We start from the raw sequence: 24,028 nt of genomic DNA, 5'->3' as shown, positions 1-24,028 counted from the left end.
CGGCCAACGGCCCTGCACAGTGGATGGACCAAGTGGATGGACCAATAGAAGGGGATGTCTGTTGACGGCAAGCGAGGGGAAGAACGAGGAAAGTCGACAGTGCCGCGGCAGTGAGATGGAGGCTGCCGCATGAGCAACCTGATCGATCTGTCCGATTATCGTCGCCGCAACAAGAAACAACGCATCCGTTTCGACCGTAACGAGTTACGGACATTGCTGAACGTCTATTCCATGCGCGTCGCACAAGGGGAATGGAAGGACTACGCCGTCGACCAGCACGGTCCCGTCGCGATCTTCTCGATCTTCCGACACAGTTATGAAACGCCGGTCTTCGCGGTGGCGAAGCGCACCTCAGGCAAGGGGTTCGAATATCTCGTCCTCAGCGGCCGGCGCATCCTCGCGAAATCGAAATCCCTGACCGATGTCCTGTCGATCTTCGACAAGCCCCTGCACCTCGTCCCGCAACGTGGCTGACACGGTTTATCGATTTAGAACAACCTGTTAAACGGCAAGTCGGAATCAATTTCCGAACACGATCGGCCTCACCCCGTCGCATCACCCTGCTCTTTACAGAACAAAAAAGGAACGCTAATAAAGAGAACAAATCGTGATCAAATGGAGCTCGCGATGGGACGCATGAAACATCAGGCAATGGCCAAACGGGACGAAGGGCTGACGGCCACGCGGATCGGGGATCTGCTGCCCAAGGGCATCGCCGTCTTCTGCTGGTGCAACCGCTGCGGCCATAATGCCGTGGTGGACAGCCACCGCCTGGCCGCACAACTGGGCCCGGCCCTGCCGGTTCCGGATATCGGCGTGCATATGCGGTGCAGCGGCTGCGGGTCGAAGGACGTCGCCACCCGGCCCGACTGGCCGTCCTTGGGCCAGGTCGCGCGCCATACCTGACCACCGCGGCCATCCCGGTGGCCGACCGCCGCGCAATCAAAAAAATCCAAAAGAATTTTTGCCTTGGGTGGAATCGGCCTAAAGCCGTTGATATCTAGCAGGAAGGATCGAATCATCCACAGACTTGTCCCCAGATATTGGGGGTATGTGGATAAAAAACGCCAGATAATGATGTTGTTTGCGCGCGCTTGGCTGTATATTGTCAACGTGGAGACAAAAAACACCATATATCGGGACATCCCTTATATATTGTGGTGCGAAACGAACCAGACCGTTTCCTTAGAGATCAAACCATAGGGGTAGGCGTCATGGAATGGACCGAAGAACGGGTCGAGACCCTAAAGGGACTGTGGAAAAACGGATACACGGCACGGCAGATCGCCGAGCGCCTGGGCGGAGTCACCCGTAACGCGGTGATCGGCAAGGCGCACCGGCTGGGCCTGTCCTCCCGCCCGCAGCCGGTGAAGCGCGAAGAGGCGCCGATCGATTTCAGCAAGATGGCCCGGACCTGCCAGTGGCCGATTGGCCATCCCGGCCAGGACGATTTCCGCTTCTGCGGCGAGACCGCCGCCCCCGGCAAGCCCTACTGCCAGAGCCATTGCGCGGTCGCCTACCGCCGCGGCAGCAGTGAGGAATCCGCCAAGGAGGCGAATAAGGCCGCCAATAAGGAAGCAAGCAAGGAAGCCAATCAGGACGCCAAGAAGAACGTCGCCTGACGCGGGCCCTTCCGGCATAATGGCCGAACGGAACATGCGGCGGTGTCCGGCCCCTGACACAGGGGAAACCGGCACCGCCCTTTTCTTTGCCCGCGTCCTGCCGCAAGCTGCGCCGACATAGCACCACCCCCTTCACCCAAGCCCGAACGGCATGACGGAAACCACCGCCCCCTTCTATCTGTCCGGCGCCGACGATCATCTTCTCGGCAATCTCTTCATGTTGCTGGACGCCGTGCAGGCGATCGATCCCGCGGCGCAGGTGAAGGTCTGCGATTTCGGTTTCTCTCCGCCGGTCCGGCGCTTCCTCGAAGCGATCGGTGTCCTGCTGCCGAAACCCGCTTTTCTCTCCGGCCACGATCACCCCTGGTATGCGAAGGCGGCGATGGGCGATTTCCTGCCGCCGGACGAGATGGCAACGCGCGGTTTCGTCTGGATCGATGCGGATATCATCCCGCTGCGTCCGTTCGCCGCCGATGTAGCGGCCCTGGCCGACGACATGCGCGCCAAGGGCCAGAGCGCCGCGCTCTGCCCCGACGATGTCGGCTGCAGCCTGGGCGATTTCATCGCGCAATGGCGTGAACGAGGCCGGGATATCGAGCCCTTTACCACACAGCTCCGCGATTTCGGCGTCGATCCGGCCGCGCCCTATCTCAATACCGGGTTCCTGATCTGCGTGGATGCGGGCCTCGCCCATGCCTGGCGCGACTTGGTCCTGAAACAGCATGTCTGGCTGCTGTTCGAGCAGAACAGCTTCAACACATTGGCCCATTCGGCGCCGGAAAAGATCCGGCAGCTGGATACTGCGGAATGGAACGCCCATGGCTCGCTGCTCGACAGCGCCGTGGCCGACGGGACGGGCCGGACGCGCTTCGTCCATGCAACCTCCGCCGGCGACCGCCATGTGGACGGGGAACTCGCGCTCGGCGTCGACGGCAAGTTCCGGCGCATGAACCTGAAACTCTTCCTGCGGGAAGACCTGCGCCAACGCCAACTGGCCCATCTCGACCGGTTCATGACCGGTCATGCGGCGCTGCTCGCCGAGTGCGGCGTCATCGCATGAGCAGCGGCAGGCATCGGACATGAAGGTATTGGTCCTCGGCGCGACCGGATCGATCGGAACGGCGGTGGCGCGTGAACTCGCCGCCCATGGTCATGAGGTTGTCGCGCTTTGCCGGTCCGATACCTCCGAGGCGAAACTGACGGACCTCGGTTACACGACCCTGCGCGGCGATCTGCGCCATCCCGCCGAATGGGCCGGCGCGGTCCGGGAGGTCGATGGCGTGGTCCACGTCGCCGTCACATTCACCGAGGATATGGGCGACGTCGATCGCGGTGTGATCGAAGCCCTGATCGACGCCGCCGTCCCATCCGTCCCGCCGGTTCGTTTCCTCTATACCGGCGGCTGCTGGCTCTATGGCGCGACCGGCGACGATGTCGCCACGGAAGAAAGCCCTTTCTCCCCCATCCCCTCCTTCGCCTGGATGGTGGAGAATTCGGAAAGGCTGACGGCGTCGGGGAAATTCTCCACCGCCGTCCTGCATCCGGCCATGGTCTATCACTCGGCGGGCGGCGTCTTCACCCGCTTCCTCGAAAAGGCAAAGGCCGGTCAACCCATCCAGGTCTGGGGCGGACCGGAGACACGCTGGCCACTGGTCCATCGCGACGACCTCGCCGCCGCCTATCGCCTGTTGCTGGAACAACCGGACCTGACCGGCCACTTCAACGCCAGCGCCGAGACCGGTGTGCCCGTGGGTGAGATCGTGAAGGCCATTGCCGCACAATACGGCGCTCCGAAGCAGTTCACCGTCCGGACCAAGGAGGACCTCGTCGCGGAACACGGGGACTGGGCGGAAGGCCCAACGCTGGACCAGCAGATGGCATCGGAGAAATTACGCCGAGCCTGCAACTGGCGCCCTCACTACGAGAGCTTCGAAACCTCGGACCTGTTTGCCTAGACCGCGTCGGCGCCGCGCAGGTAATCCTCGAAATAGGCGATGGTGCTAATCAGCCCTTCCTTCAAGGGTGTCGTCGGCTGCCAATCGAGCAACCCTTTCGCCTTGGTGATGTCCGGACAACGACGGACAGGATCGTTCTGCGGCAGCGGGTGATGCACCAGTTCCGACTTGGAGCCCACCATGTCGATGACGATGCGGGCCAGGTCCTCGATCGTGATTTCCTGCGGGTTGCCCAAATTGACCGGGCCTTCCACCGTATCGGCCTCCATCAGTGCGACGATGCCACGCACAAGGTCGGTGACATAACAGAAGGATCGTGTCTGCGCCCCGTCGCCATAGATCGTGATCGGCTGATTTCGTAACGCCTGGATGATGAAGTTGGAGACCACCCGGCCATCGTCGGGATGCATGTTCGGACCATAGGTGTTGAAGATCCGCGCCACACGCACATCCAACCCGTGCTGTCGCTGATAGTCGAAGCACAGCGTCTCGGCGCAGCGCTTGCCTTCGTCGTAACAGGCCCTCGGTCCGATCGAGGTGACGTTGCCTGTATAGTCCTCCGGCTGCGGATGCACTTCCGGGTCGCCATAGACCTCGCTGGTCGAGGCCTGGAAGAACCGCGCCCCCACCCGTTTTGACAGGCCCAGCATGTTGATCGCGCCGATCACGCTGGTCTTCGTCGTCTGCACCGGATCGCGCTGGTAATGGATCGGGGATGCCGGACAAGCCAGGTTATAGACCTCGTCGCTTTCGACATAGAGCGGAAAGGTGATGTCGTGGCGCAGCACCTCGAAACGCGGATCGTCCAGCAGATCGGCGATCAGCGCCCGGCGGCCGGTATAATAATTGTCGACGCAGACGACCTCGTCCCCGCGCGCCAGCAGATGCTTGCAGAGATGGGAGCCGAGAAACCCCGCCCCGCCCGTCACCACCACCCGCCGCGCGGTTGGCGACAGGCGCGGTGCATCCGCGTTCGACGCATGGGACATGATGAAGCCTTCCCCGAAACCGATGACAACGGGAAAGAGTAATCAGATTCATCCAAGCACCGCCACGCTTCAGTCTGGCGGGAGCATCGCTACTATCCTCTAGCGCCATGCTCTGGGACACCGAGTGTCTGCTGCATTGCAAAAAATTATTTTGCAGTCGCGAAGTTCGCTGCTAGTGTTTAGCCAGCGACGAAGCGATTTGGGCGGGGCAAGGGCGTTCCGCCGCATAATGCAAACGGGCAATGAAGCTCATCCAATCGGTCAGACGGCCGAGGGGGTGGGCTTTTTTTATTTGGGGGTTCCGCGCGTGGCGCAGACAGCCTTATTCGAACAGGAAGTACCGGTTTCTCTGCCTGAGAAGCAGATCGTGGTCGTCGGCGGCGGCCCTGTCGGCATGCGGGCGGCCCAACAGATTGCCGGCCGGGGCGTTCCGGTGACGGTGCTGACGGCGGAAACCTACGAACCCTATAACCGCGTTCAATTGACCCCCCTGCTGGCCGGCGACGTTCAATTCGGCGAGATCGGCGTGCCCAGGGCGAAAATCCCGGACGGGCATTTTACGTGCGAAACGGGCTGCCACGTCATCGCGATCGATCGCGACGCGCATGAAGTACAGACGGCGGACGGTCGGTGTTATCCCTATTCCACCCTGATCCTGGCCACCGGGTCGCATGCCCATGTTCCGAACATTCCGGGCCGTGACCTTTCCGGTGTCTTCACCTTCCGCACCGCCGCCGACGCCGCCGCGCTGCTGGCGCGCAGCCTGACGGCACGGGACGTGGTGGTCATAGGCGGGGGATTGCTCGGATTGGAAGCGGCGCGCGGAATGCAGCGCCGCCAGGCTTCGGTAACCGTGATCGAACACGAAAACCGACTGATGCCGAGGCAACTGGACCTGGAGGCCAGCGCGGTCCTTCAGGGCAGGATAGAAGAATTGGACGTTGCGGTCGTCACCGGCACCGCGGTCAAGGAAATCGCTGGGGAACTGCGTGTTCAATCCGTGCGTCTTGCCGATGGCAGGGAGGTTGCCTGCGACACGGTGATCATCTGTACCGGCGTCCGTGCGAATACACGGCTTGCCTACGAGGCGGGCCTGCCGATCAGCCGCGGCATTCTGGTCGATGACGGTTTGCGGACAGCGGATCCGATGATCTACGCGATTGGCGAATGCGCCCAGCATCGCGATCGGATCTATGGACTGGTCGGCCCGGGCTACGAACAGGCCGACCTTGTCGCAAAAGCAATCGCGGGCACGCCGTCCGCCTATCCGGGATCGGTCCCCGCGACCAAATTGAAGGTGATCGGCGCGGAATTATTCTCGGTCGGCGAGGTCGAGCAACTTGAGCAGTTCAGTGGCACCCAATCTCATATTTGGCGGGACGGTGACCGCTATCGGCGCATCTTCATCACCGCGGGCAAACTCTCCGGCGCCATTTCCGTCGGCGGGTGGGAGCAATCGAGCCAGGTTCAGAACGCCGTACAAACCGGCGGTACCGTTTATCCCTGGATGGTCGCGCGCTTCCGGCGCACGGGGCAGCTCTGGCCAACCCGGGAAATCCCCGTGGCGGAGCTTCCCGGAACCGCGATCGTCTGCAACTGCACCGGTGTGACACGCGGCCGATTGGGCGACGCGATGCGCGCCGGCGCCGTCTGTGCGGAGGACCTCACCCTGTCCACAGGGGCCGGCAGCGTCTGCGGCAGTTGTACGCCATTGCTCGAAGAACTGATCGATGCCGGCGCGCCCCCAAAACCGGTGCGCCTGTTCAAACCTGTTCTTGCCTGTTCCGCCGTTGCCGGTATCGCGGCGCTTGCTCTCGTCCTGTCACCTCGCATCCCCTTCCCCGTTTCATTCGACGCGGACAGCCTGCGCAGCCTGTTGTGGCGGGACAATATCGCAAAGCAATGGACCGGTTACATCCTGTTGGGCCTGACGGTCGCCGCGATGCTGATCGGCTTGCGCAAGCGGTTCCGTTTCATGGACCGTCTGGGCAGTTTCGACATCTGGCGTCTCGTCCATCTGGGCATCGGAGCCTTGGTGGCCGGCGCTTTGTTCGTCCATACCGGCTTCAGGCCCGGGGCAAACCTGACACTGGCCTTGTTCGTCGCCTTTACCGCGACCCTGGTATTCGGCGCGGTGGCGGGGCTGGCGACCGGCGGCGACCACAGCCTGCGGGCGCGCAAGATTGGAACGGCACGCAAGCCGCCCCGAACATTGCCGACCTGGGCGCACATCATCGCGCTGTGGCTGGTGCCGGCATTGCTGCTGGTCCATGTCCTGACGGTCTACGCGTTCTGAGGGGCGAGATGCGATGACACGGACATTTCTTCTCTGGGTGCTTTGGTCCTTCATCACCGTCCTTGTGGCCGGCACGGCGATGGCGAGGCTCTATGTCGCCGGCGACCGGACGGTCCTGCTGCCCGGGCAGACTGCGGGCGTCCATCATCAAATCGAAATCGCCTGCGACACCTGCCACACCTCCTCTCCCTTCGCTTCCGTCGGCAAGGTCAGGAAGGATCTGAACAAGACCTGCGTCGAGTGCCATAAGGACGAATTGAAAGCGGCCAACGACAGCCATCCGATCAAGAAATTCAAGAACCCGCGCAAAGCGGCCTATTGGGAAAAGGTGGACGCCCGTTTCTGTACCACCTGCCATGAGGAACATCGGCCTGAAGTCACGCTGGCGGGCATGGTGACCCTGCCCGGCGATTACTGTGTCGCCTGCCATTCCGAGGGCGAGCAGGACGTCCGTGTCGACAGACCGAGCCATGCGGGCCTGTCCTTCGATACCTGCGCCACCGCGGGCTGCCACAATTTCCACGACAACAAAGCGCTCTACGAAGACTTCCTCGTCAAGAATGCCGGCCAGGAATGGTTGGCCGAAAACCCGACACATGCTCTGGCGGCGACACGGCGGCAGCCCCGATCCGGGAACGCGCCTGATCCCACTGCCCTGAAACCGCTCATTCTGGCCCCGATATCGGGTCGGTCGGAAGAGCTGGTTTCGCGTTGGGCGGCATCCGGCCACGCGACCGGGGAGGTCGGTTGCGCCGCCTGTCACGCGCCGGAAGCGAAGACCCTCGCCGAGGCGGAAACGAACTGGCTCAACCGGCCCGCTGAAGAGGTATGCGCCTCCTGTCACAAAGCCGAACGGAAGAGTTTCAGCATCGGTCGGCACGGCATGCGACGCCACCCCGACACGGCAAAACCCAGAACTGTGCAGAAAGCCCTGAAGGGTTTCGGCTGGAAGGACCCGCCGGAGACCCTGGTCGCCATGTTTGAAACGCTGCTCCAGGACCCCGCCCCGCCTGCGACGATGACGACCGATGAAGCACGGGTCGCGCTGCACGGCGATGCCGTGGGTCGGGAACTGACCTGCAACACCTGCCATGACCCGCATGCGCAGAACTTGGCGGAAGCGGCCGTTGGCGCTTGTCTGAGTTGCCACGACGACGGCCATAGCCGCGCCTACAAATCCAGTCCGCATTTCGCGCTTTGGGAACAGGAACTGGCAGGCAGTCTGCAGCCGGGCCAGGGCGTCACTTGCGCGACCTGCCACATGCCCAAGGAGGAAACGTCAAAAGGAATCGTCACCAACCACAATCAGAACGACACACTTCGCCCGAACGAAAAAATGATCAGGCCGGTTTGCATGGAGTGCCACGGGTTGGCCTTCGCCATCGACGCCTTGGCCGACCCGGACCTGATCGCGAACAACTTCACGGGCAAACCGGTTCGCCACATCGAAAGCATCGATTGGGCGGTAAACCGCGTGAACCAGCCTGGCACCGGCGCCAACCAATGACCAGGCGGTCCACGCATCCTGCAAATTGCGACATCCACAGGAGACAGTTGTTATGAACTCGATATCGAAAAAAATCAAAACCGCCGGCCTGGCGGCTATGCTTGTTACCGGCGCATCGGCCTCGGCCCTGGCCGAAGGCATGCCGTATGAAACGGTTTCCGACCTGCTGCATCTGGTCATGAAGTCGGACCGTACGGTCTATACGAAACAGGTAGTGAACCGATTGGCCGTGAAGGAAAAAGTCATCAAGGCCTCCGAACATTTCGACGATGACAAGGCGCTGCCGCTGCCGGCTCAGATGTTCCGCTTCGGCGCTGAACTGGTCGCGGAAGAAACCGACGAGTTCACCTACTCCCTGCTTTCGCTTTGGCCGATCAACAAGCAGAACGCCCCGGCAACCGATCTGGAAAAGGAAGGCCTGCAATTCATCGCGGACAATCCCGGTGAGAATTTTTACGGCGAGGAAGAACTGGGCGGCGTCACCTATTTCACCGCCGTTTATGCCGATGTCGGCGTCGCGGAAGCCTGCGTCAGTTGTCACAACGGTCACAAGGACTCGCCGCGCACCGATTTCAAACTGGGCGAAGTGATGGGCGGCGTCGTTATCCGCATCCCGAAGGAGGAATAAGCGCGCCCGACGGCCTGGCGCCTGACGGTCAACCTCCCGATGGCGGGCGGCGAAATCGACTAACGCAAACGCAAGCGAGACTGATAATGACACCCGAACAGATCAAACTGGTTCAATCCAGCTTTCAGAAAGTCCTTCCCATCGCAGACACGGCGGCGGACATCTTCTATGACCGGCTTTTTGAAATCGCGCCGGAAGTCCGTTCCCTGTTCCCGGACGACATGAAGGAACAGAAGAAGAAGCTGCTTAAAATGCTGGCCGGGGCCGTGAACGGTCTCGACCGGGTGGAGGAAGTCGTACCCGTGCTGCAGGGCCTCGGCGTTCGCCATGCGGGCTATAATGTGAAGCTGGAACAATATGACACGGTCGGCGCGGCACTGTTGTACACACTGGGTAAGGGGCTCGGCGACGACTTCACGCCGGAGGTCGAGGAAGCCTGGACCGAATGTTACAGCCTGGTCGCCGGCGTCATGAAGGAGGCACAGGCCCAGGTGGCGGCTGCCTAGCGCCGAACCGCGCTTCCAATCATCATCAGAAACGCCGGGCCTTGTCATGCCCGGCGTTTCACTTTGGACCCCGCATCCCCTTTTCTGCCAAGAACGCTCGTGTATTCTCAGCCCCCAAAGAACCACAAAGCATATTGGACAGGGGCAGGAACAACGCATGGCCATTCTTCTGGGCGCGATTGCAGACGATTTCACGGGTGCCAGCGATCTGGCCAACACGCTGGTGAAGGCCGGCATGCGGACGGTACAGACCATCGGCATACCGCCGGACAGTCTGGATCTGGGCGAGGTCGACGCGGTCGTCGTCGCGTTGAAGAGCCGCAGCATCCCGGCAGCCGAGGCGATCGAGCAATCGCTGGCCGCCTATCGTTGGCTGGCCGAGCGCGGCACGCATCAGGTCTTCTTCAAATACTGCTCCACCTTCGATTCCACCGATGAAGGGAATATCGGTCCTGTCGGGGACGCCCTTCTGGATGCAACGGGTGGCGATTTCACCATCTATTGTCCCGCCTTTCCGGAGAACGGCCGGCAGATCTTCAACGGCTATCTGTTCGTCGGACCCGTGCTGCTGTCGGAATCGAGCATGCGGAACCATCCGCTGACGCCGATGACCGATCCGAACCTGGTCCGGGTCTTGTCGCGGCAGACGCCGAACGCGGTCGGACTGGTCAACCAGTTGACCGTCGACAAGGGCGCGCCCGCCATCGCCGACGCCTTCGGCGCCTTGCGCGGCGACGGCAAGCGCCACGCGATCGTCGACGCGGCCCGGGATCGTGACCTGATCGAAATCGGCCATGCCTGCAAGGATCTGAAACTGGTCACCGGCGGGTCCGGCGTCGCCATGGGACTGCCCGACAATTTCCGCGCGGCCGGTCTGCTGGCGCAGGATCAGGTCGCCGACGCCCTGCCGGCTGTGAACGGCGCGGCGGCGATCCTCAGCGGGTCCTGCTCGGAAGCCACGCGCGGCCAGGTCGCCTACATGGAAGGCCGCGTTCCACTCTGGCGGATCGATGCCGACGCGGCGGTTGAGAAAGGACCAGCGCTGGCCGACGACATTCTCGCCTGGGCCGCGCCGCAACTGGGCGATACGCCGGTCATGGTTTCCGCCACCGAGGAACCGGAGAACGTGAAGGCGCTGCAGGACCGCATCGGCCGAAACGAGGCCGGTGAGCTGATGGAAGGAATCCTGGCCCGCGTCGCCGCCGGCCTGCACGCCAAGGGCGCCCGTCGGATCGTCTCCGCCGGCGGGGAAACTTCAGGTGCGGTCGTGAAGGCATTGAACGTCGCCGCGCTGCGCATCGGACCGCAGATCGACCCCGGCGTGCCCTGGACAGCCAGTGTCGAGGCCGACCCTTCCGCGCTGGCCATGAAATCCGGCAATTTCGGCGCGCCCGACTTCTTCGAGAAAGCCTTCAAGGTCCTGCCGAAATGAGCCGATCCGAGGAAACTCTCAGGGAAGAAATCTGCCGCTTGGGCCGGTCGATGTTCGACCGACGGCTGACCCCGGGGGCGTCCGGCAATATCAGCGCCCGGCTAGATGACGGCTGGCTGATGACGCCGACGGGGTCGATGCTGGGCGAATTGGAACCGGATCGCCTGGCCAAGCTCGCCCCGGACGGCACCCATCTCTCCGGCGACAAGCCGACAAAGGAATCCTTCCTGCATATGGCCGTTTACGAGGTCCGCCCGCACACCGAGGCCATCGTGCATCTGCATTCCTCCTATTCCGTCGCCCTGTCTGTCCTGGAAGAGACCGACCCGGATGACGCGCTTCCCCCGATCACCGCCTATTACGTGATGCGGATCGGCAAGCTGCCCATGGTTCCCTATTATCCGCCCGGCGACAAAGGGTTGGCGGATGCGATGCGGCCCGTCTTCACGGACCACAAGGCCTGCCTGCTCGCCAATCACGGCCCGGTCGTCGCGGATAAGAGCCTGCGTGACGCGGTCGGCGCCATGGAGGAACTGGAGGAGACCGCCAAGCTGCATCTGATGTTGCGCGGCATCCCGATCCGAACCCTGACGCCGGAACAGGTCGCCGAATTGCGCGAACGGTTCCCAATTTGAACAGTCTTCCGGCCTGTCGGCCTATATCCGTCCGAGTGTGAAAGGAAAGCTCATGGTCAAGCTCGCCGCCAATCTCAGCATGATGTTCAACGAAGTGCCCTTCCTGGACCGCTTCGCGGAGGCGGCTGCCTGCGGCTTCAAGGCGGTGGAATACCTCTTCCCCTATGATTTCACGCCGGAGGAAGTGGCCGCGCGCCTGAACGCCGCCGGGTTGCAGCAAGCCCTTTTCAACCTGCCGCCCGGAGACTGGGAAAAAGGCGAACGCGGATTGTCGTCCCTGGCCGGACGGGAAGACGAGTTCATGGAAAGCCTGGAAAAGGCGCTGACCTATGCCAAGGCTCTGAACTGTCCGCGCCTGCATGTGATGGCCGGCATGCGCCCGCAGGGCGGCAACACCGACACCTATGTTTCGAACCTCAAGAAAGCCGCGAAACGCGCCGCGCAGGACGGGGTCAACCTGTGCATCGAGCCGATCAATCAGCGCGACATCCCCGGCTTTTTCCTTGCAACGACCGGTCAGGCCATAGAAGTTCTCGACGCGGTCGATGAACCGAATATCGGGCTCCAACTGGATTTTTATCATCTCCAGATCAGCGAGGGGGACCTCGCCATGCGCACCCGCGCATTGCTCGACCGCGTGGAGCACATTCAGATTGCGGGAAATCCGGATCGTCATGAACCCGACATAGGGGAAGTGCATTATCCGTTCCTGTTCAACCTGCTCGACGAGCTCGGCTATCAGGGCTGGATCGGTTGCGAATACCGGCCCAAGGGCGAGACGAAGGCGGGATTGGGCTGGGCGGCCGACTACGGAGTGTCGGCCTGATCCGGGTTCCGGGAAAGACAAGGACGTAGTGGAGTATTCGATGAAGAAGGAATTGGCCAAGGCCGGCGACTTGGCGCAACAGCAGCTTGGTGAACGTATCAAGGTCGCGCGGAAATCCGCCGGCCTGACAGCGGAAGGCTTCGCAAGACGCATGGGCGTCACGTCGAAGACCGTCAGGGGCTGGGAAAAGGCCCGTCGCGTGCCGCGTGCGAACCAGATCGTGATGATGGCCGGCATGCTGAACGTGACGGCCCCGTGGCTGCTGGAAGGGCGCGAACAGGAATTCATGGAACTGGACAACGAAGAAGCCGTGCTCCGGGGCAGGATCGCCGCCGCCAAGCAGAAGGTCGCGGAGCTGACCGAACTGCTGATCGACCTCGAAAACGCCTCGAGGCTATCTGACCATACGGCGCGGAATAGAACGGAACCGGGTGACCGAATGACGGGCTGGCCGCGACTCCCCTCGCCGGCTTTCGACATAGACCCTGAAAACGGGCCGCGGTCGAACCTGTTCAACGACGGCTATTCCTCGCCCGCCGGCGCCGCGGCCGAGACCGAGGCGGTCTTCCTTGGCGGCATCGGCGCGCCCGAGGTCTGGCGCGACCGGCAGCGCTTCGCCATCGGCGAAACCGGGTTCGGCCTGGGCCTGAACTTCCTGATGACATGGGATTTGTGGCGGCGCACGGCCCCGGCCACCGCGTGCCTGCACTATGTCAGCGTGGAGGGCTATCCGCTCGACCGGCCGTCACTCGCCCGAGCCCTCGATCTCTATCGCGACGTCCCCAACCTGGCGCCGTTGATCGACCCGCTGTGCCGCGTGTTTCCGATCCGGCATGCGGGGTTTCACCGGCTCTCCCTGGATGGCGGGCGCGTGCAATTGACCCTTCTGTTCGGTCCGGTGGAGAAGATGCTTCCCCAACTGACCGGCAGGATGGATGCCTGGTATCTCGACGGTTTCGCCCCTTCGCGCAATCGGGACATGTGGTCGGCCGAGGTCTTCGCCGCGATCGCGCTGCGAACCCGGCCCGGCGGCAGCCTCGCCACCTATACCGCCGCCGGTTTCGTGCGCCGGGGGTTGGAAGAAGCAGGTTTCTCGGTCGAAAAACAGCCGGGCTACGCGCATAAGCGCGAACGTCTCACCGGCACGCTAACCGCAACGCCGGAAGCACCGCAATCGACCGTTCCATGGCTCGATCCGCCGCCCCCTGCCGAGGCTGGCGAAGCCGCGATCATCGGCGGCGGCATCGCCGCGAGCTGTTGCTGGCTCGCCCTCAGATCCCGCGGCATCAACGCCCGGCTTTTTGACCGATTGGGAGATTTGGGCGGGATGGGCGAGAACCCCGCCGCCATGCTCTCGCCTAAACTGACGGTGGGCCCCGGTCTTTCCGGGCGGTTGAATGCACTCGCTTTTCTGAAGGCCCTGACCTTCTATGACGGGCTGGGTGACGCAGTCTGGCATCCACCGCGCGGACTTTCCCAAATCGCGCCCGATGACGAAGAAACCCAGAGGCAGGCGCGATTGATCAATGCGCTCGGCTGGCCCGAGGATATCATGGCCTTGGCGCCTTCTTCCGAGCCGCCCTCTCTATCCTTCTCCCTGTCCGGATGCCTGAACCCACAAGCGGTGGCACGGGCCATCGGCGCCCCGATCGAAACCGCCGATATCGACGCTTTGCAACAAACCACTGAGGGCTGGCGCCTCCTGGATGAGACGGGAAAGGAAATCTGGTCCGGCCCGACCGTGATCGTCGCCGCCGGTGGCTGGACCGGCAAGCTGCTGCAGGCCCCGTGGCTCGGTATCCGGCCCAGCCGCGGTCAGGTGAGTTGGGTGAATGACGACGCCCTTGGCGCGGGCTTGCCCGAACAGGGGACCGGTTTCTACGGCGGCTATCTCACACCGCGATTGAGATTGCCGGACGGCCGCGAGGGCCGCGTCCTGGGTTCCAGTTTCGATCCCTGGCGCGACCCGGAAGGCGATACGTCATGGCAAGCCTGGTCGCTGGAAGATCACCGACGATACGCAACGGATTTCGCCGCGGCTTTCGACCGGTCCGCACCCGATTCGCAAACCGGTTGGACCGGCCTGCGGGCGATGACCGCGGATCGCCTGCCGGTCGCCGGGCCGGTTCCCGATGCGGCGGCCTATCGCAGCGATTATGCGGATCTTCGGCACGGCCGGCCGCGGACGCTATATCCGCCCGCCCGGTACCGGAAGGGTCTCTACGTGGTATCGGGCTTCGGCGCGCGCGGCTATCAGTTCGCCCCGCTGATGGCCGACCTGCTGGCCGACATGATGACGGATGCGCCCCTGCCGCTGGAACGGGATCTGGTGCACGCGGTCCATCCGGCGCGTTTCCTGGTACGAGACCTGAAACGCGCCGGGACCGTCACATCCGACTGATTTACTTCTTGATCGCGAGCGCCTTGTCACGGGTGCCGCTGAGCGTCGCGGCGGGGGTCAGCGCTTCAGGATCCGTCCGGACCTCGATCAAGGCGGGCTTGCCGCTGGCCAGGGCCCGGTCCAGCGCCGCTTCGAAGTCTTCCGTCTTTTCGACGACCTCGCCATGGGCGCCGCAGGCCTCAGCCCATTTCGCAAAATCGGGATTGGCCAGGGCCGTGCCGGATTCGCGGGTCGGGTATTCCCGTTCCTGATGCATCCGGATGGTGCCGTACATGGCGTTGTTCGCGACGATGTAGAGGATCGGCAGATTGTACTGCACCGCCGTCGTCATTTCCTGCCCCGTCATCTGGAAACAGCCGTCGCCGCCGACCACCACGACCGGGCTGTCGGGATGAACCAACTTTGCGGCAATACCCGCGGGCGGGCCGTAGCCCATTGATCCGCTGGTCGGCGCCAGACACGTCCGGTATTTGCGATACCGGCGGAAACGGTGGATCCAGACGGTATAGTTTCCCGCGCCGTTGCAGTAGATCGCATCCGGGCCGAGTTTTTCGTCCAGCGTCCTGACGACCTGGCCGAAATTGACCGCGCCCGGAACCTCGGTCGGTTCCGAAAAGGCCAGATAGCCTTCGTGCAGATCCTTGACCTCGGCGGACCAGACCGGCGTTTCCCGCAGCTGATAGAGCCGCGCCGCCGCCCGCGCGAAGGCCTTCATGCCGGATGCAATGCCGAGATCCGCGTCATAGACCCGGTTGATCTCCGCCGCATCGGGATAGACATGAACCAGCTTCTGCGTCGGTCGCGGAATGTCGAACAGCGAATAGCCGCCGGTCGTCATTTCACCCAGCCGCGCGCCGACAACGATCAAGAGGTCGGTTTCCTTGATCCGCTTGGCCAGGCCCGGGTCGATGCCGATCCCGACATGTCCGGCGTAATTCGGATGCAGGTTGTCGAAATAGTCCTGGCAGCGGAAGGACGCGCCCACGGGCAGATGCATATGCTCGGCGAAAGCCATGATATCGGCACAGGCCTCGGCCGACCAATCCCCGCCGCCGACGATGACGAACGGCTTCTTCGCCTCCATCAGCATCATCCGCAGCTGGGCCATCTGTTCATCGCCCGGATGCGCTTCGACCTGGGCATAACCGCCGACATCCAGGGCGTCCGCCACTTCCGTCAGCATGTCTTCAGGCAGGCTCAGCACCACCGGGCCGGGTCGGCCGGAAACCGCGGTGTTGAAGGCTCGGTTCAGGAATTCGGGAATCCGCGCCGGGTCGTCGATCTCCGCCACCCATTTCGCCATCTGGCCGAACATGCGGCGATAATCGATTTCCTGAAACGCTTCGCGTTCGACCATGTCGCGGCCGACCTGACCGATCAGCAGGATCATCGGCGTCGAATCCTGGAAGGCGACATGCACGCCGGCTGAGGCATTCGTAGCACCCGGGCCGCGGGTCACGATCGCGATACCGGGCTTGCCGGTCAGCTTGCCGTAGGCATCGGCCATCATCGTCGCACCGCCTTCGTGACGGGCATTGATGTAACGGATATCCGGCGTGTCGTGCAAAGCGTCCAGGACCGCCAGATAGCTTTCCCCCGGCACACCGAACATGACCTCCACGCCATGCCCTTTCAGGGCGTCGACTAGAATACGTCCGCCATTGCGTAGATTGGACCCTTCGGCCATTCGCTGCTCTCCCTGATCACACGCCGGGGCTCCCATGCCCCGACCGTCAAAGTCTTGTCGTTTCCTGTCGTTACTTACGTCAGGTTTTCGAAATTGAAGAATGCCTTGCGCCACGCAGTGACGGTCACCGTTTCGAACAGACCCGCCTTGTTGAAGGGGTCGTTTTCCGCGAAGTCACGGGCGACCGCTTCGTCCTCGGTATCGATGATCAGGACCGAGCCGCAGGGATTCCCCTCAGCATCCATCACCGCGCCGCCGGCAAGAATGATGTCCTTCTTGCTGTCGAGATAGGCGAGATGCGTTCCGCGCGTGTCCAGGCGCATCTTAAGGTGGCCGGGCTTGTCGGCGCATTGAATAAGCATCGGCATGGCAAGGTGCTCCTCGTGCTGAATTAGGCAAGGCTGAACCGGCTGTGCCGGCCATCCTTGCCTACCGTCAATCACACGTCCAAGCAACGTCCGCCCAGGACAAACATCTTGCACCGCCGCGATGCTAAGTGTGGGCGCACCGCCGGGCGGTCAGTCCTCCTCGACGATCGGGCCCGGCGGATGCTCGCGATCGGCCCAAAGCCCCACCGCCAATGCCAGGCCGCCCAGCACGGCGAACCCGCCCACCATCGGCAGGATGGTCTGATCGAACATATGCCCGACCAGGGCGGCCGGCGGAATCGCGATCATGGTCGAAACCGCCCCCACGAAGGCCGCTGCGATGCCTGCGATGGCGCCCATCGGCTCCATGGCCAATGCGTTCACATTCCCGAACAGCATGCCCATGCAGAAGAAGGTCAGGATCAGATAGATTTCCAGTTCCAGCAGCGTCGGCACCCCGCCATTGGCATAGGCGTAACCGCCGAAGGCCAGCGCCAGACCGATCGTCGTCACCAGGGCGATCCGGACCAGCCGGCGCATCCCGTATTTCATGACGATACGGCCGTTGATCACACCGGCGACGCCGATCGCCAGCGCCGGTATCCCGAAATAGACGGCAAACATGTCGCCCACGCCGTAGATGCCCTGAAAGACCGGTTGGGCGGAAACCAGATACCCCTGAAAGGATCCGAAAACCATGCCGCCGCAAATGGTATAGCCCAGCGTGATCCTGTCGGTCGCGGCCGTGCGGAAACCGTCGATGATGGTGGCCAGCGAGAAAGCCCTGCGCCGATCCGGCGGCAGGGTTTCCGGCTGACGCAGGAAGAACCAGGTCGTCGCAATCAGGGAGACGACGAGGAACATCACGAAGATCATGTGCCATTCGGCGATCCACAGGATACCCTGACCGATAAAGGGCGCGATGACCGGGACCAGGATGAAGATCGACATGATGAACGAAGCGACACGCGCCATCATTCGCCCGGAATAGCTGTCCCGTACGATCGCCATGACGACGATCCGGTTGCCGGCCGCGCCCAGGCCCTGCAGCACGCGTCCGACCAGCATGACGGCGAAGTCATCGGTGAATATGGTCAGCAGACAGCCGATACAGAAGATCGACGCCGCCAGATAGATGGCGTTCTTCCGCCCGAAACTGTCCGAAATCGGACCGTAGAAAAGCTGACCGACAGCAAGACCGGCAAACATGCTGGACAGGATGTACTGAACGTCGGTCGCGTTCTCCAAAGCCAGATCACGCGCAATATCGTTGAACGCCGGCAGCATGGCGTCGATCGACAAGGCCAACATCGACATCATGATCGCCATCAGGGTGACGAATTCCCCCATGCCGATGGGAGCACGTCCAGCCGTGTCGACTCTCTCCTGAGCGGTATCGGACATCTTCAACGCCTTTGAATCATGGTTTTCCCCACGGGGAAGCGGGGTGCAAAGATGAAACGGGGCGGCATGGAACGGCCGCCCGATTCGAACTGAAATCCGGTGATGCCCCCCTATATCCCTGTGCTGGGGAAAAAGCGAGGATATGTTTGGCCATTTTCCGGCCCAAACGAAAAAAGTGAGGAAGACCGCGGCAACCGGATCCCGGTGATATCCAGCAATATTGTGCCGTCGTGCCGCATTAAGATGATATTAATCCTAGCTGCTTATATACTGCGGAAAATAACGCTTGCGGGGAGATCGACGCGAGGTGTGCGCACCTGATATGTAACAAGCCGACGTCCCGGTACATCTGAGTGTCCGGGACCAGGACCGTATTTATGAGTAACGAGCTGACACAAAAGTCCCATCCCGAACTGCTGTCCGACCGGGACAAGGTCGATGCGACATTGCGGTTCATCGCGCAACGTGCGTGGACGAAGACGGACGGAGACTTCTTTTCCGCGCTTGTGACACATTTGGCTGAAGCCTTAGGCGTCGCCTATGCGGCGGTGGACCGGCTTGTGCCGAGCGGCAGCGACGAGATCCAGACCGTCGCCTTTCACGCCCACGGCGCGATTGTCCCCAACATCAAATATGTCATGACCGACTCCCCTTGCCGCGCCGTGCTCAAACATGAGCTTTGCTGCTTTTCGAGAGGTGTGCAGGAGAGTTTCCCGGATTTCCCCCTTCTCGCGGAATTGGAAGCCGAGAGTTATGCGGGAATAGCGCTTTGGGGCGACGAGGATCGCCCGATCGGTCTCATCGCGATCGCCGATGTCGAACCGCTGAAAAATGTGGAACTGGTGGAGACTCTGCTGCAGATCGTCGCCTTGCGAGCCTCAGCGGAGCTCGAGCGGCGCATCATGCTGGAGCACCTGGAATTCACCCGCCAGCGGTTCGAGGATTTCGCCTCTTCCAGCTCGGACTGGTTCTGGGAAATGGATGAGAATCTGCGCTTTTGTTACTTCTCCGACAAATTTGAGAGGATCACCGGCGTCGATCCGAACAGTCTGCTCGGCAAGACGCGGCAGGAATCGGGCGTATCGGCGCATACGGATCCGGATGTTTACAGGAAGAATCTGGAAGACCTCGCGGCACACCGGCCATTCCGGCACTTCGCCCATTCACGGCGGAAGCCGGACGGAACGCTGGTGCACCTCGCCACCAGCGGGCAGCCCTATTTCGACGACCAGGGCAATTTCAAGGGATTCAGGGGGGTGGGCCGTGACATCACCGAACAGGTCGAAACCGAACTTCAGCGCAACAATGCGTTGAAGGAGGCCCAGCGCGCGAACCTGGCAAAGTCCCGTTTCCTGGCGAATATGAGCCATGACCTGCGCACACCGCTGAACGCGATCCTGGGTTTTTCAGACATCCTGCGCGAGCAGATGCTGGGTCCGTTGGAAAACGAGAAATATCTGGAATACGCCGACGACATCCACAGCAGTGCCAACTACCTGCTGGAACTGGTCAACGACCTGTTGGACATTTCCTATATCGAGGCCGGCAAAACCAAGCTCAATCCCGAACCGATCAGCGTCGCCGATCTGATCGACGACTGCCTGCAAAACTTCCGAAGCAAGGCGGCGGACAAAGGCCTGTCGATTGAGACAAAGGTTCCCGGCAACCTGCCGCCCATGGTCGCCGACAAGCGCGCGATCAAACAGGTCCTGCTGAACCTGATTACCAATTCCATCAAGTTCACCCCGCCGGAGGGGACGATCTCAATCCGCGCCATCGCGACCGAGAACGAGACCTCCATAACGGTAGCCGATACCGGTCAGGGCATAGAACCGGAACGTCTGCCGACCATTACCAACCCGTTCATTCGCGGCGACCGCAATCCGATGGACGCGGAACAGGGCTGGGGCCTCGGCCTCGCCATCGCCAATGCGCTGGTCTTATTGCATCAGGGCCGGATGAGGATCGAAAGCGATCTGGGCAAAGGCACCACAGTGGCGGTCGACATCCCACGACAGGATGTCGCGCCCGTCCTGCCCTTCGATCAGGAACCTGTCGCCAAGGCCAGTTAAGCGGCGCCGCAGGCCGTCCGGTCATAGAAGGTGATCTTCTGCGGCAGGCGCCCGTCCTCACCGGGAATCACGAGATCCTTGGCCTGCTCGTTGTACCAGGCGAAATGCTCGCTTGCCCGATGCACATCCAGGGCCGCGGCGTTCACATAGATCTCATACAGCACAAAGCGGGTCGGATCGTTCTGGTCCTGACAGCAATCGAAACCCAGGCACCCTTCCTCCTTGGTAACAGAGTTGTGGGAATGTTTGGTCATCAATTCCTTGAACGCTTCGACCTTGTCTTCCTTCACGCGGAATTCCGGAATGATCACGAACGCCATGGGTAGCCTCCCCCTCTTTGTGCTTGATGTTGGGAAGGACGTTACCGCCCGAGTTGTGTTAGCGGCAAGCGGCGCAGCGGCAGAACTGTATTGACCGATCAGAGGCCTTAGCGCCGACGCAGCAGCAGGTCGAAACTCATCGGCATGATCGGACCCTGCTTTTCTACATTGTACCACGTGTTCGATATGTGGTCGGGCCGCTCGTCCAAGCGGACGATGTCAAAGCCCGCGGCAATCGCCGCGTTTATCGTATCGCCCATCGTATGCTGATAGGAATAGTTGGTCGTCGCCTCATATGTCGTTTCCCCCCAATAGTCGAGGCCTTCCTCGGCGAAGGGATGTTTCTGGAAATAGGAATAAAGCCATTCGACCGGGGCGTCCGGGGCGCCCGGTTCGATCATGTGCATGATCGGATGCTGCTCTTCTATCAGGAAATGACCGCCCGGCTTTGCCAGCCGCGCCGCGACATCGAAAAAGGCCCGTAGATCAGGCATCCAGGTCAGGACACCGATCGTGACGTAGAGAATGTCGAAGCTGCCGTCGTACTGCGCCGGAACCGCGTGAATGTCCCCGGCGACGAATTCGCAGTCCTGACCGGCTGCGGCATTGAGTTCCCGCGCCTGTTCGACGAAAGCGGGCGAGCCGTCGAAACCGACGCAGCGTCCCGCCCCCAGCGCCTTCAGCGAAACAAGTTCGCGCCCGTTATTGCAGCATAGCTGCGCCACGGATTTCCCGGCGACGCCCAGTTGGGCGAAGGTTGCCTTTGTATCCTCGTCCAGCACCGAATGCCCGGGCCGGGCGAACGCTCTCAGCAGATCCGCCTGATTATGGCCCGCATGGATCGGCGCGACCTCTTCCCAGGCTTCCAGATTGGCGCGAACGGCGGCGTCGCCTGAGGGATGGTTCTGTTTCGTCATGAGGGGCGCCTCTCGGCCGGCAAGAAATGGGAAGCGCCCTAATTACGCCGTTTCCGTTCTGCTGTCATCCTGCGGCATGTTCTCGGGCAGATCGGCCGGATTGCTGGAAACGGATGCGAGTTCTATTTTCTCCTCCAACTGCATGCGTTCCGCCATCTCGTTATATTCCTCGACCAGTTCCTGCGCCTTGTATTTCAGCTGTTTCATGTAGACCAGCGGACTGCGCAGTTCCCAGTTGTCAGGCCCCCAGATATAGCGCCCCTTGTCGTGGCAGAGGCGGAGATATTTCGGCGAACACCAGACTTCGCCGGCTTCTTTCGAATGATGATAGAACCAAAGCCCGTCGGCATCCGCCTTTTCAAACAGCGGCTCCAGCGAGAGCAGGATCGCCTGTTCCATGACTTGCTGACTCATCGCACCCTCCCTTGGGAATTATCACATTTCGCTGAACCCGGCGGCCCGCATCCCACCCAACCCGGTTTTGATGCTAGGATGATCGGCGCCGCCATTCACCTCGTACCAGTAAAGAACGGTTTATCGACAGCACAGGAGCCATTTGCCCCATGACCAGGCTACGCGTCCCGATCATTGCCCTCGCCGCGGCCATCCTCGCGTCGCTGCCTTTGCCGAACACCGCATCAGTCGCATTCGCGGCGGATCCGAACGCCCACAATTACGACTTTGTCTCCATCGAGGGCGACGCGATGCCGATGCGCGGTTTTGCGGGCAAGGCCGTGCTGGTGGTGAACACGGCCTCCTTCTGCGGCTACACCCGGCAGTACAAGGGGTTGCAGGCGGTCTACGAGAAATACCGGGACCGAGGCCTGGTCGTTCTGGGTATTCCCAGCAACGATTTCGGATCGCAGGAGCCCGGCACGGCGACGGAGATCAAGACGTTCTGCGAAACCAATTACGACATCACCTTCCCGATGACGGAGAAGCAGACGGTCCGCGGCGCGGACGCCCATCCCTTTTATCAGTGGGCAGGCAAGGAATTGGGCGATGCCGGCACGCCGCGTTGGAATTTCCACAAGATCCTGGTCGGGCCGGACGGCAGCGCCATCGCCGGGTGGCCATCCGTGACAAAACCGGAATCCGACGCCATTATTTCCGTAATCGAGTCCGTCCTAAAGCCTCCAGCGGGTTGAGGGGTCGTCCAGATATCGGGACACGGACCGGAACCGGGAGTCCCGTATGCCGCCTGCCGTGACCAGTGCCTTTCCGGATAAGGTCAGAGCCGACCTTCGCCATATCGCCCTGATGATCGGCCGCGCCGTGAACTATATCGGCTCAGACGGCGAGGACCACGGGTTCAGAACCGCCTATATCGCCATGCGCTGCGCCGAGCAGCTTGGCTGGCCCGCCGCACGGCGGGAATATATCTACGTCGCCGGTGTGCTGCACAATTGCGGTCTGCCGGCCAATGCGGACGATGTGGGCACCGGCGACGGCAAGACCGCCGAACCCGACAGCGGTCCCTGTATCCGCGGTCACGAATACGCTAAGCATGTCGCCTTGCTTCGGCCCTTCGCGGCCGTCATCCGGCATTACCGTACACCTTGGACGGTTCTGAAGGGCTTGCCGATCCCGCAGCCTGACCGCGATGCCGCCGCGCTGATCAATCTCTCCGCCTTCGCCGACAGGCTAATCGAAGGGGCCGGCGGCGCGCTCGACACACCGGAAACGGTCGCCGCGGCATTGCGTGAGGAATCTGGGGAAAGATTCAACAAGGGCCAGGTCGAGGCCTTGGTCGCCGTCATGGCGGATCCGGTCTTCTGGCGGTCCCTGCGCGGTCCGGAGTTGCAGAACCTCTGCGCCAATCTGGGCAAGGACCGCGATTTTCTTCAGGAAATCGGACGCGACGAATTGCGCAAACTGGCCGTCTTCCTGGCCCGTCTCGTCGACGGCAAGAGCGGCTTCACCCTGGAGCATTCCGAGCGCGTGGGCTTGATCTGCGAGGAATTGGGAGCGGAAATCGGTTTCGATCGAAAGGGACAACAGGAATTGCACACCGCCGGTCTGCTGCACGATCTCGGCTATGTGGATGCACCGACCGCGGCGGTTCTGAAGGACGGCGCCCTCAACGCCGAGGAATACTCCATCATCAAACAGCATGTCGCAAAGACCCGCGTGATGCTGGAACGCTGCTTTCCCGGCACGCGCTTTCCCGAATGGGCCGCCAACCATCATGAGCGGCTGGACGGCGGCGGCTATCCGAACCATCTGTCGGGCGCTGAACTGGACACCGGATCGCGCATCGTGGCGATCGCGGATATCTTCCAGGCCCTGGGCCAGCCCCGACCCTATCGCGGCCGCAAGAATGCCGAGGACGTCATCCGCATCATGCGCGCCATGGTGAATGACGGTCAGTTGGACGGCGACATCTTCGATCGACTGGCCGCGCGGCGCGACTATTACTACGACCTGGCCGCGGTCTGAACCGCCCGGCCGCCGCGACTGGCC

23 protein-coding genes are annotated in these 24,028 nt (G+C 62.0%); 16 read left to right on the top strand and 7 right to left on the bottom strand.

The features are described 5' to 3' along the window. The first annotated feature begins 129 nt into the window (after positions 1 to 129). From ACQK2G_RS06790 to ACQK2G_RS06770, 5 genes are all read left to right on the top strand, one after another. Entirely contained in the window at positions 130 to 474 is a 345-nt protein-coding gene (locus ACQK2G_RS06790; protein ID WP_425404269.1) for a DUF2794 domain-containing protein, read from the top strand. Between the two features lie 153 nt (positions 475 to 627). Then, positions 628 to 906, top strand: a complete 279-nt coding sequence (locus ACQK2G_RS06785; protein WP_425404268.1) for a hypothetical protein — start codon at positions 628 to 630, stop codon at positions 904 to 906. A gap of 308 nt (positions 907 to 1,214) precedes the next feature. Continuing rightward, positions 1,215 to 1,622: a GcrA family cell cycle regulator gene (locus ACQK2G_RS06780; RefSeq protein ID WP_425404267.1), complete on the top strand. Its 408-nt coding sequence runs from the start codon at positions 1,215 to 1,217 to the stop codon at positions 1,620 to 1,622. 151 nt (positions 1,623 to 1,773) lie between these two features. Next, positions 1,774 to 2,682 carry a hypothetical protein gene (locus tag ACQK2G_RS06775; protein WP_425404266.1) on the top strand — a complete coding sequence of 303 codons (909 nt, stop codon included), beginning with the start codon at positions 1,774 to 1,776 and terminating at the stop codon, positions 2,680 to 2,682. 19 nt (positions 2,683 to 2,701) lie between these two features. Then, positions 2,702 to 3,577, top strand: a complete 876-nt coding sequence (locus ACQK2G_RS06770; protein WP_425404265.1) for an NAD-dependent epimerase/dehydratase family protein — start codon at positions 2,702 to 2,704, stop codon at positions 3,575 to 3,577. On the opposite strand, the gene ACQK2G_RS06765 is transcribed toward ACQK2G_RS06770, so the two are convergent. Further along, positions 3,574 to 4,566, bottom strand: a complete 993-nt coding sequence (locus ACQK2G_RS06765) for a UDP-glucuronic acid decarboxylase family protein (protein WP_425404264.1) — start codon at positions 4,564 to 4,566, stop codon at positions 3,574 to 3,576. The two genes, ACQK2G_RS06770 and ACQK2G_RS06765, sit on opposite strands and share 4 nt — an antisense overlap. A 307-nt stretch (positions 4,567 to 4,873) precedes the next feature. Between ACQK2G_RS06765 and ACQK2G_RS06760 the strand changes: the two genes are divergently transcribed. The 8 genes from ACQK2G_RS06760 to mnmC all read left to right on the top strand — a co-directional run bounded on the left by ACQK2G_RS06760 (position 4,874) and on the right by mnmC (position 14,797). Next, positions 4,874 to 6,862, top strand: coding sequence for an FAD-dependent oxidoreductase (locus ACQK2G_RS06760; RefSeq protein ID WP_425404263.1), 1,989 nt, complete (start codon positions 4,874 to 4,876; stop codon positions 6,860 to 6,862). A gap of 13 nt (positions 6,863 to 6,875) precedes the next feature. After that, entirely contained in the window at positions 6,876 to 8,369 is a 1,494-nt protein-coding gene (locus ACQK2G_RS06755; protein ID WP_425404262.1) for a cytochrome c3 family protein, read from the top strand. A 52-nt stretch (positions 8,370 to 8,421) separates the two neighbouring features. Then, positions 8,422 to 8,997 (top strand): Tll0287-like domain-containing protein, encoded by a 576-nt coding sequence (locus ACQK2G_RS06750; protein ID WP_425404261.1) that lies wholly within the window; start codon positions 8,422 to 8,424, stop codon positions 8,995 to 8,997. 86 nt (positions 8,998 to 9,083) lie between these two features. Next, a complete protein-coding gene (locus tag ACQK2G_RS06745) occupies positions 9,084 to 9,503 on the top strand; it encodes a globin family protein (protein WP_425404260.1) in 420 nt (139 codons plus the stop codon). Positions 9,504 to 9,660: 157 nt separating this feature from the next. Next, positions 9,661 to 10,935, top strand: coding sequence for a 3-oxo-tetronate kinase (gene otnK, locus ACQK2G_RS06740; RefSeq protein ID WP_425404259.1), 1,275 nt, complete (start codon positions 9,661 to 9,663; stop codon positions 10,933 to 10,935). After that, entirely contained in the window at positions 10,932 to 11,570 is a 639-nt protein-coding gene (gene otnC, locus ACQK2G_RS06735; RefSeq protein ID WP_425404258.1) for a 3-oxo-tetronate 4-phosphate decarboxylase, read from the top strand. The genes otnK and otnC overlap by 4 nt, the downstream gene beginning before the upstream one ends. Positions 11,571 to 11,622: 52 nt before the next feature. After that, positions 11,623 to 12,396 (top strand): 2-oxo-tetronate isomerase, encoded by a 774-nt coding sequence (gene otnI, locus ACQK2G_RS06730; RefSeq protein ID WP_425404257.1) that lies wholly within the window; start codon positions 11,623 to 11,625, stop codon positions 12,394 to 12,396. A 40-nt stretch (positions 12,397 to 12,436) separates the two neighbouring features. Further along, the gene (gene mnmC / locus ACQK2G_RS06725; protein ID WP_425404256.1) at positions 12,437 to 14,797 is read left to right on the top strand and encodes an FAD-dependent 5-carboxymethylaminomethyl-2-thiouridine(34) oxidoreductase MnmC; all 2,361 of its coding nucleotides are present in this window, start codon (positions 12,437 to 12,439) and stop codon (positions 14,795 to 14,797) included. 1 nt (position 14,798) lies between these two features. On the opposite strand, the gene ACQK2G_RS06720 is transcribed toward mnmC, so the two are convergent. The 3 genes from ACQK2G_RS06720 to ACQK2G_RS06710 all read right to left on the bottom strand — a co-directional run bounded on the left by ACQK2G_RS06720 (position 14,799) and on the right by ACQK2G_RS06710 (position 18,256). Beyond that, the gene (locus ACQK2G_RS06720) at positions 14,799 to 16,484 is read right to left on the bottom strand and encodes a thiamine pyrophosphate-binding protein (RefSeq protein ID WP_425404255.1); all 1,686 of its coding nucleotides are present in this window, start codon (positions 16,482 to 16,484) and stop codon (positions 14,799 to 14,801) included. Positions 16,485 to 16,558: 74 nt separating this feature from the next. Then, positions 16,559 to 16,852: a YciI family protein gene (locus ACQK2G_RS06715; RefSeq protein ID WP_425404254.1), complete on the bottom strand. Its 294-nt coding sequence runs from the start codon at positions 16,850 to 16,852 to the stop codon at positions 16,559 to 16,561. 150 nt (positions 16,853 to 17,002) lie between these two features. After that, positions 17,003 to 18,256, bottom strand: a complete 1,254-nt coding sequence (locus ACQK2G_RS06710; protein ID WP_425404253.1) for a multidrug effflux MFS transporter — start codon at positions 18,254 to 18,256, stop codon at positions 17,003 to 17,005. Positions 18,257 to 18,633: 377 nt separating this feature from the next. On the opposite strand from ACQK2G_RS06710, the gene ACQK2G_RS06705 reads away from it, so the two are divergent. Beyond that, complete coding sequence (locus ACQK2G_RS06705; RefSeq protein WP_425404252.1) at positions 18,634 to 20,328, top strand: PAS domain-containing sensor histidine kinase; 1,695 nt, start codon at positions 18,634 to 18,636, stop codon at positions 20,326 to 20,328. Here the strand turns inward: ACQK2G_RS06705 and ACQK2G_RS06700 are convergent. The 3 genes from ACQK2G_RS06700 to ACQK2G_RS06690 all read right to left on the bottom strand — a co-directional run bounded on the left by ACQK2G_RS06700 (position 20,325) and on the right by ACQK2G_RS06690 (position 21,979). Then, on the bottom strand, positions 20,325 to 20,648 hold the full coding sequence (locus ACQK2G_RS06700; RefSeq protein WP_425404251.1) for a putative quinol monooxygenase: 324 nt from the start codon (positions 20,646 to 20,648) through the stop codon (positions 20,325 to 20,327). The genes ACQK2G_RS06705 and ACQK2G_RS06700 overlap by 4 nt on opposite strands. A 107-nt stretch (positions 20,649 to 20,755) precedes the next feature. Then, positions 20,756 to 21,565: a class I SAM-dependent methyltransferase gene (locus ACQK2G_RS06695; RefSeq protein ID WP_425404250.1), complete on the bottom strand. Its 810-nt coding sequence runs from the start codon at positions 21,563 to 21,565 to the stop codon at positions 20,756 to 20,758. A 42-nt stretch (positions 21,566 to 21,607) separates the two neighbouring features. Then, the gene (locus tag ACQK2G_RS06690) at positions 21,608 to 21,979 is read right to left on the bottom strand and encodes a hypothetical protein (protein WP_425404249.1); all 372 of its coding nucleotides are present in this window, start codon (positions 21,977 to 21,979) and stop codon (positions 21,608 to 21,610) included. Between the two features lie 149 nt (positions 21,980 to 22,128). On the opposite strand from ACQK2G_RS06690, the gene ACQK2G_RS06685 reads away from it, so the two are divergent. After that, on the top strand, positions 22,129 to 22,713 hold the full coding sequence (locus tag ACQK2G_RS06685) for a glutathione peroxidase (RefSeq protein ID WP_425404248.1): 585 nt from the start codon (positions 22,129 to 22,131) through the stop codon (positions 22,711 to 22,713). A 46-nt stretch (positions 22,714 to 22,759) separates the two neighbouring features. After that, a complete protein-coding gene (locus ACQK2G_RS06680) occupies positions 22,760 to 24,004 on the top strand; it encodes an HD domain-containing phosphohydrolase (RefSeq protein WP_425404247.1) in 1,245 nt (414 codons plus the stop codon). Positions 24,005 to 24,028: the final 24 nt, after the last annotated feature.

Origin of the sequence: Hwanghaeella sp. (genome assembly GCF_965227365.1) — a bacterium.
In the GTDB taxonomy this organism is placed as follows: domain Bacteria; phylum Pseudomonadota; class Alphaproteobacteria; order UBA8366; family Aestuariispiraceae; genus Hwanghaeella.
The sequence above is the reverse complement of the archived record's forward strand: the minus strand, read 5'-3'. Positions and strand labels throughout refer to the sequence as shown.

Coding starts and splice junctions, on each gene's coding strand:
- ACQK2G_RS06690 (WP_425404249.1), bottom strand. CDS start 21,979: ATGAGTCAGCAAGTCATGGAACAGGCGATCCTGCTCTCGCTGGAGCCG.
- otnK (WP_425404259.1), top strand. CDS start 9,661: ATGGCCATTCTTCTGGGCGCGATTGCAGACGATTTCACGGGTGCCAGC.
- ACQK2G_RS06705 (WP_425404252.1), top strand. CDS start 18,634: ATGAGTAACGAGCTGACACAAAAGTCCCATCCCGAACTGCTGTCCGAC.
- ACQK2G_RS06700 (WP_425404251.1), bottom strand. CDS start 20,648: ATGGCGTTCGTGATCATTCCGGAATTCCGCGTGAAGGAAGACAAGGTC.
- ACQK2G_RS06745 (WP_425404260.1), top strand. CDS start 9,084: ATGACACCCGAACAGATCAAACTGGTTCAATCCAGCTTTCAGAAAGTC.
- ACQK2G_RS06750 (WP_425404261.1), top strand. CDS start 8,422: ATGAACTCGATATCGAAAAAAATCAAAACCGCCGGCCTGGCGGCTATG.
- ACQK2G_RS06720 (WP_425404255.1), bottom strand. CDS start 16,484: ATGGCCGAAGGGTCCAATCTACGCAATGGCGGACGTATTCTAGTCGAC.
- otnI (WP_425404257.1), top strand. CDS start 11,623: ATGGTCAAGCTCGCCGCCAATCTCAGCATGATGTTCAACGAAGTGCCC.
- ACQK2G_RS06680 (WP_425404247.1), top strand. CDS start 22,760: ATGCCGCCTGCCGTGACCAGTGCCTTTCCGGATAAGGTCAGAGCCGAC.
- ACQK2G_RS06715 (WP_425404254.1), bottom strand. CDS start 16,852: ATGCCGATGCTTATTCAATGCGCCGACAAGCCCGGCCACCTTAAGATG.
- ACQK2G_RS06780 (WP_425404267.1), top strand. CDS start 1,215: ATGGAATGGACCGAAGAACGGGTCGAGACCCTAAAGGGACTGTGGAAA.
- ACQK2G_RS06775 (WP_425404266.1), top strand. CDS start 1,774: ATGACGGAAACCACCGCCCCCTTCTATCTGTCCGGCGCCGACGATCAT.
- ACQK2G_RS06685 (WP_425404248.1), top strand. CDS start 22,129: ATGACCAGGCTACGCGTCCCGATCATTGCCCTCGCCGCGGCCATCCTC.
- ACQK2G_RS06765 (WP_425404264.1), bottom strand. CDS start 4,566: ATGTCCCATGCGTCGAACGCGGATGCACCGCGCCTGTCGCCAACCGCG.
- otnC (WP_425404258.1), top strand. CDS start 10,932: ATGAGCCGATCCGAGGAAACTCTCAGGGAAGAAATCTGCCGCTTGGGC.
- ACQK2G_RS06695 (WP_425404250.1), bottom strand. CDS start 21,565: ATGACGAAACAGAACCATCCCTCAGGCGACGCCGCCGTTCGCGCCAAT.
- mnmC (WP_425404256.1), top strand. CDS start 12,437: ATGAAGAAGGAATTGGCCAAGGCCGGCGACTTGGCGCAACAGCAGCTT.
- ACQK2G_RS06755 (WP_425404262.1), top strand. CDS start 6,876: ATGACACGGACATTTCTTCTCTGGGTGCTTTGGTCCTTCATCACCGTC.
- ACQK2G_RS06785 (WP_425404268.1), top strand. CDS start 628: ATGGGACGCATGAAACATCAGGCAATGGCCAAACGGGACGAAGGGCTG.
- ACQK2G_RS06710 (WP_425404253.1), bottom strand. CDS start 18,256: ATGTCCGATACCGCTCAGGAGAGAGTCGACACGGCTGGACGTGCTCCC.
- ACQK2G_RS06790 (WP_425404269.1), top strand. CDS start 130: ATGAGCAACCTGATCGATCTGTCCGATTATCGTCGCCGCAACAAGAAA.
- ACQK2G_RS06770 (WP_425404265.1), top strand. CDS start 2,702: ATGAAGGTATTGGTCCTCGGCGCGACCGGATCGATCGGAACGGCGGTG.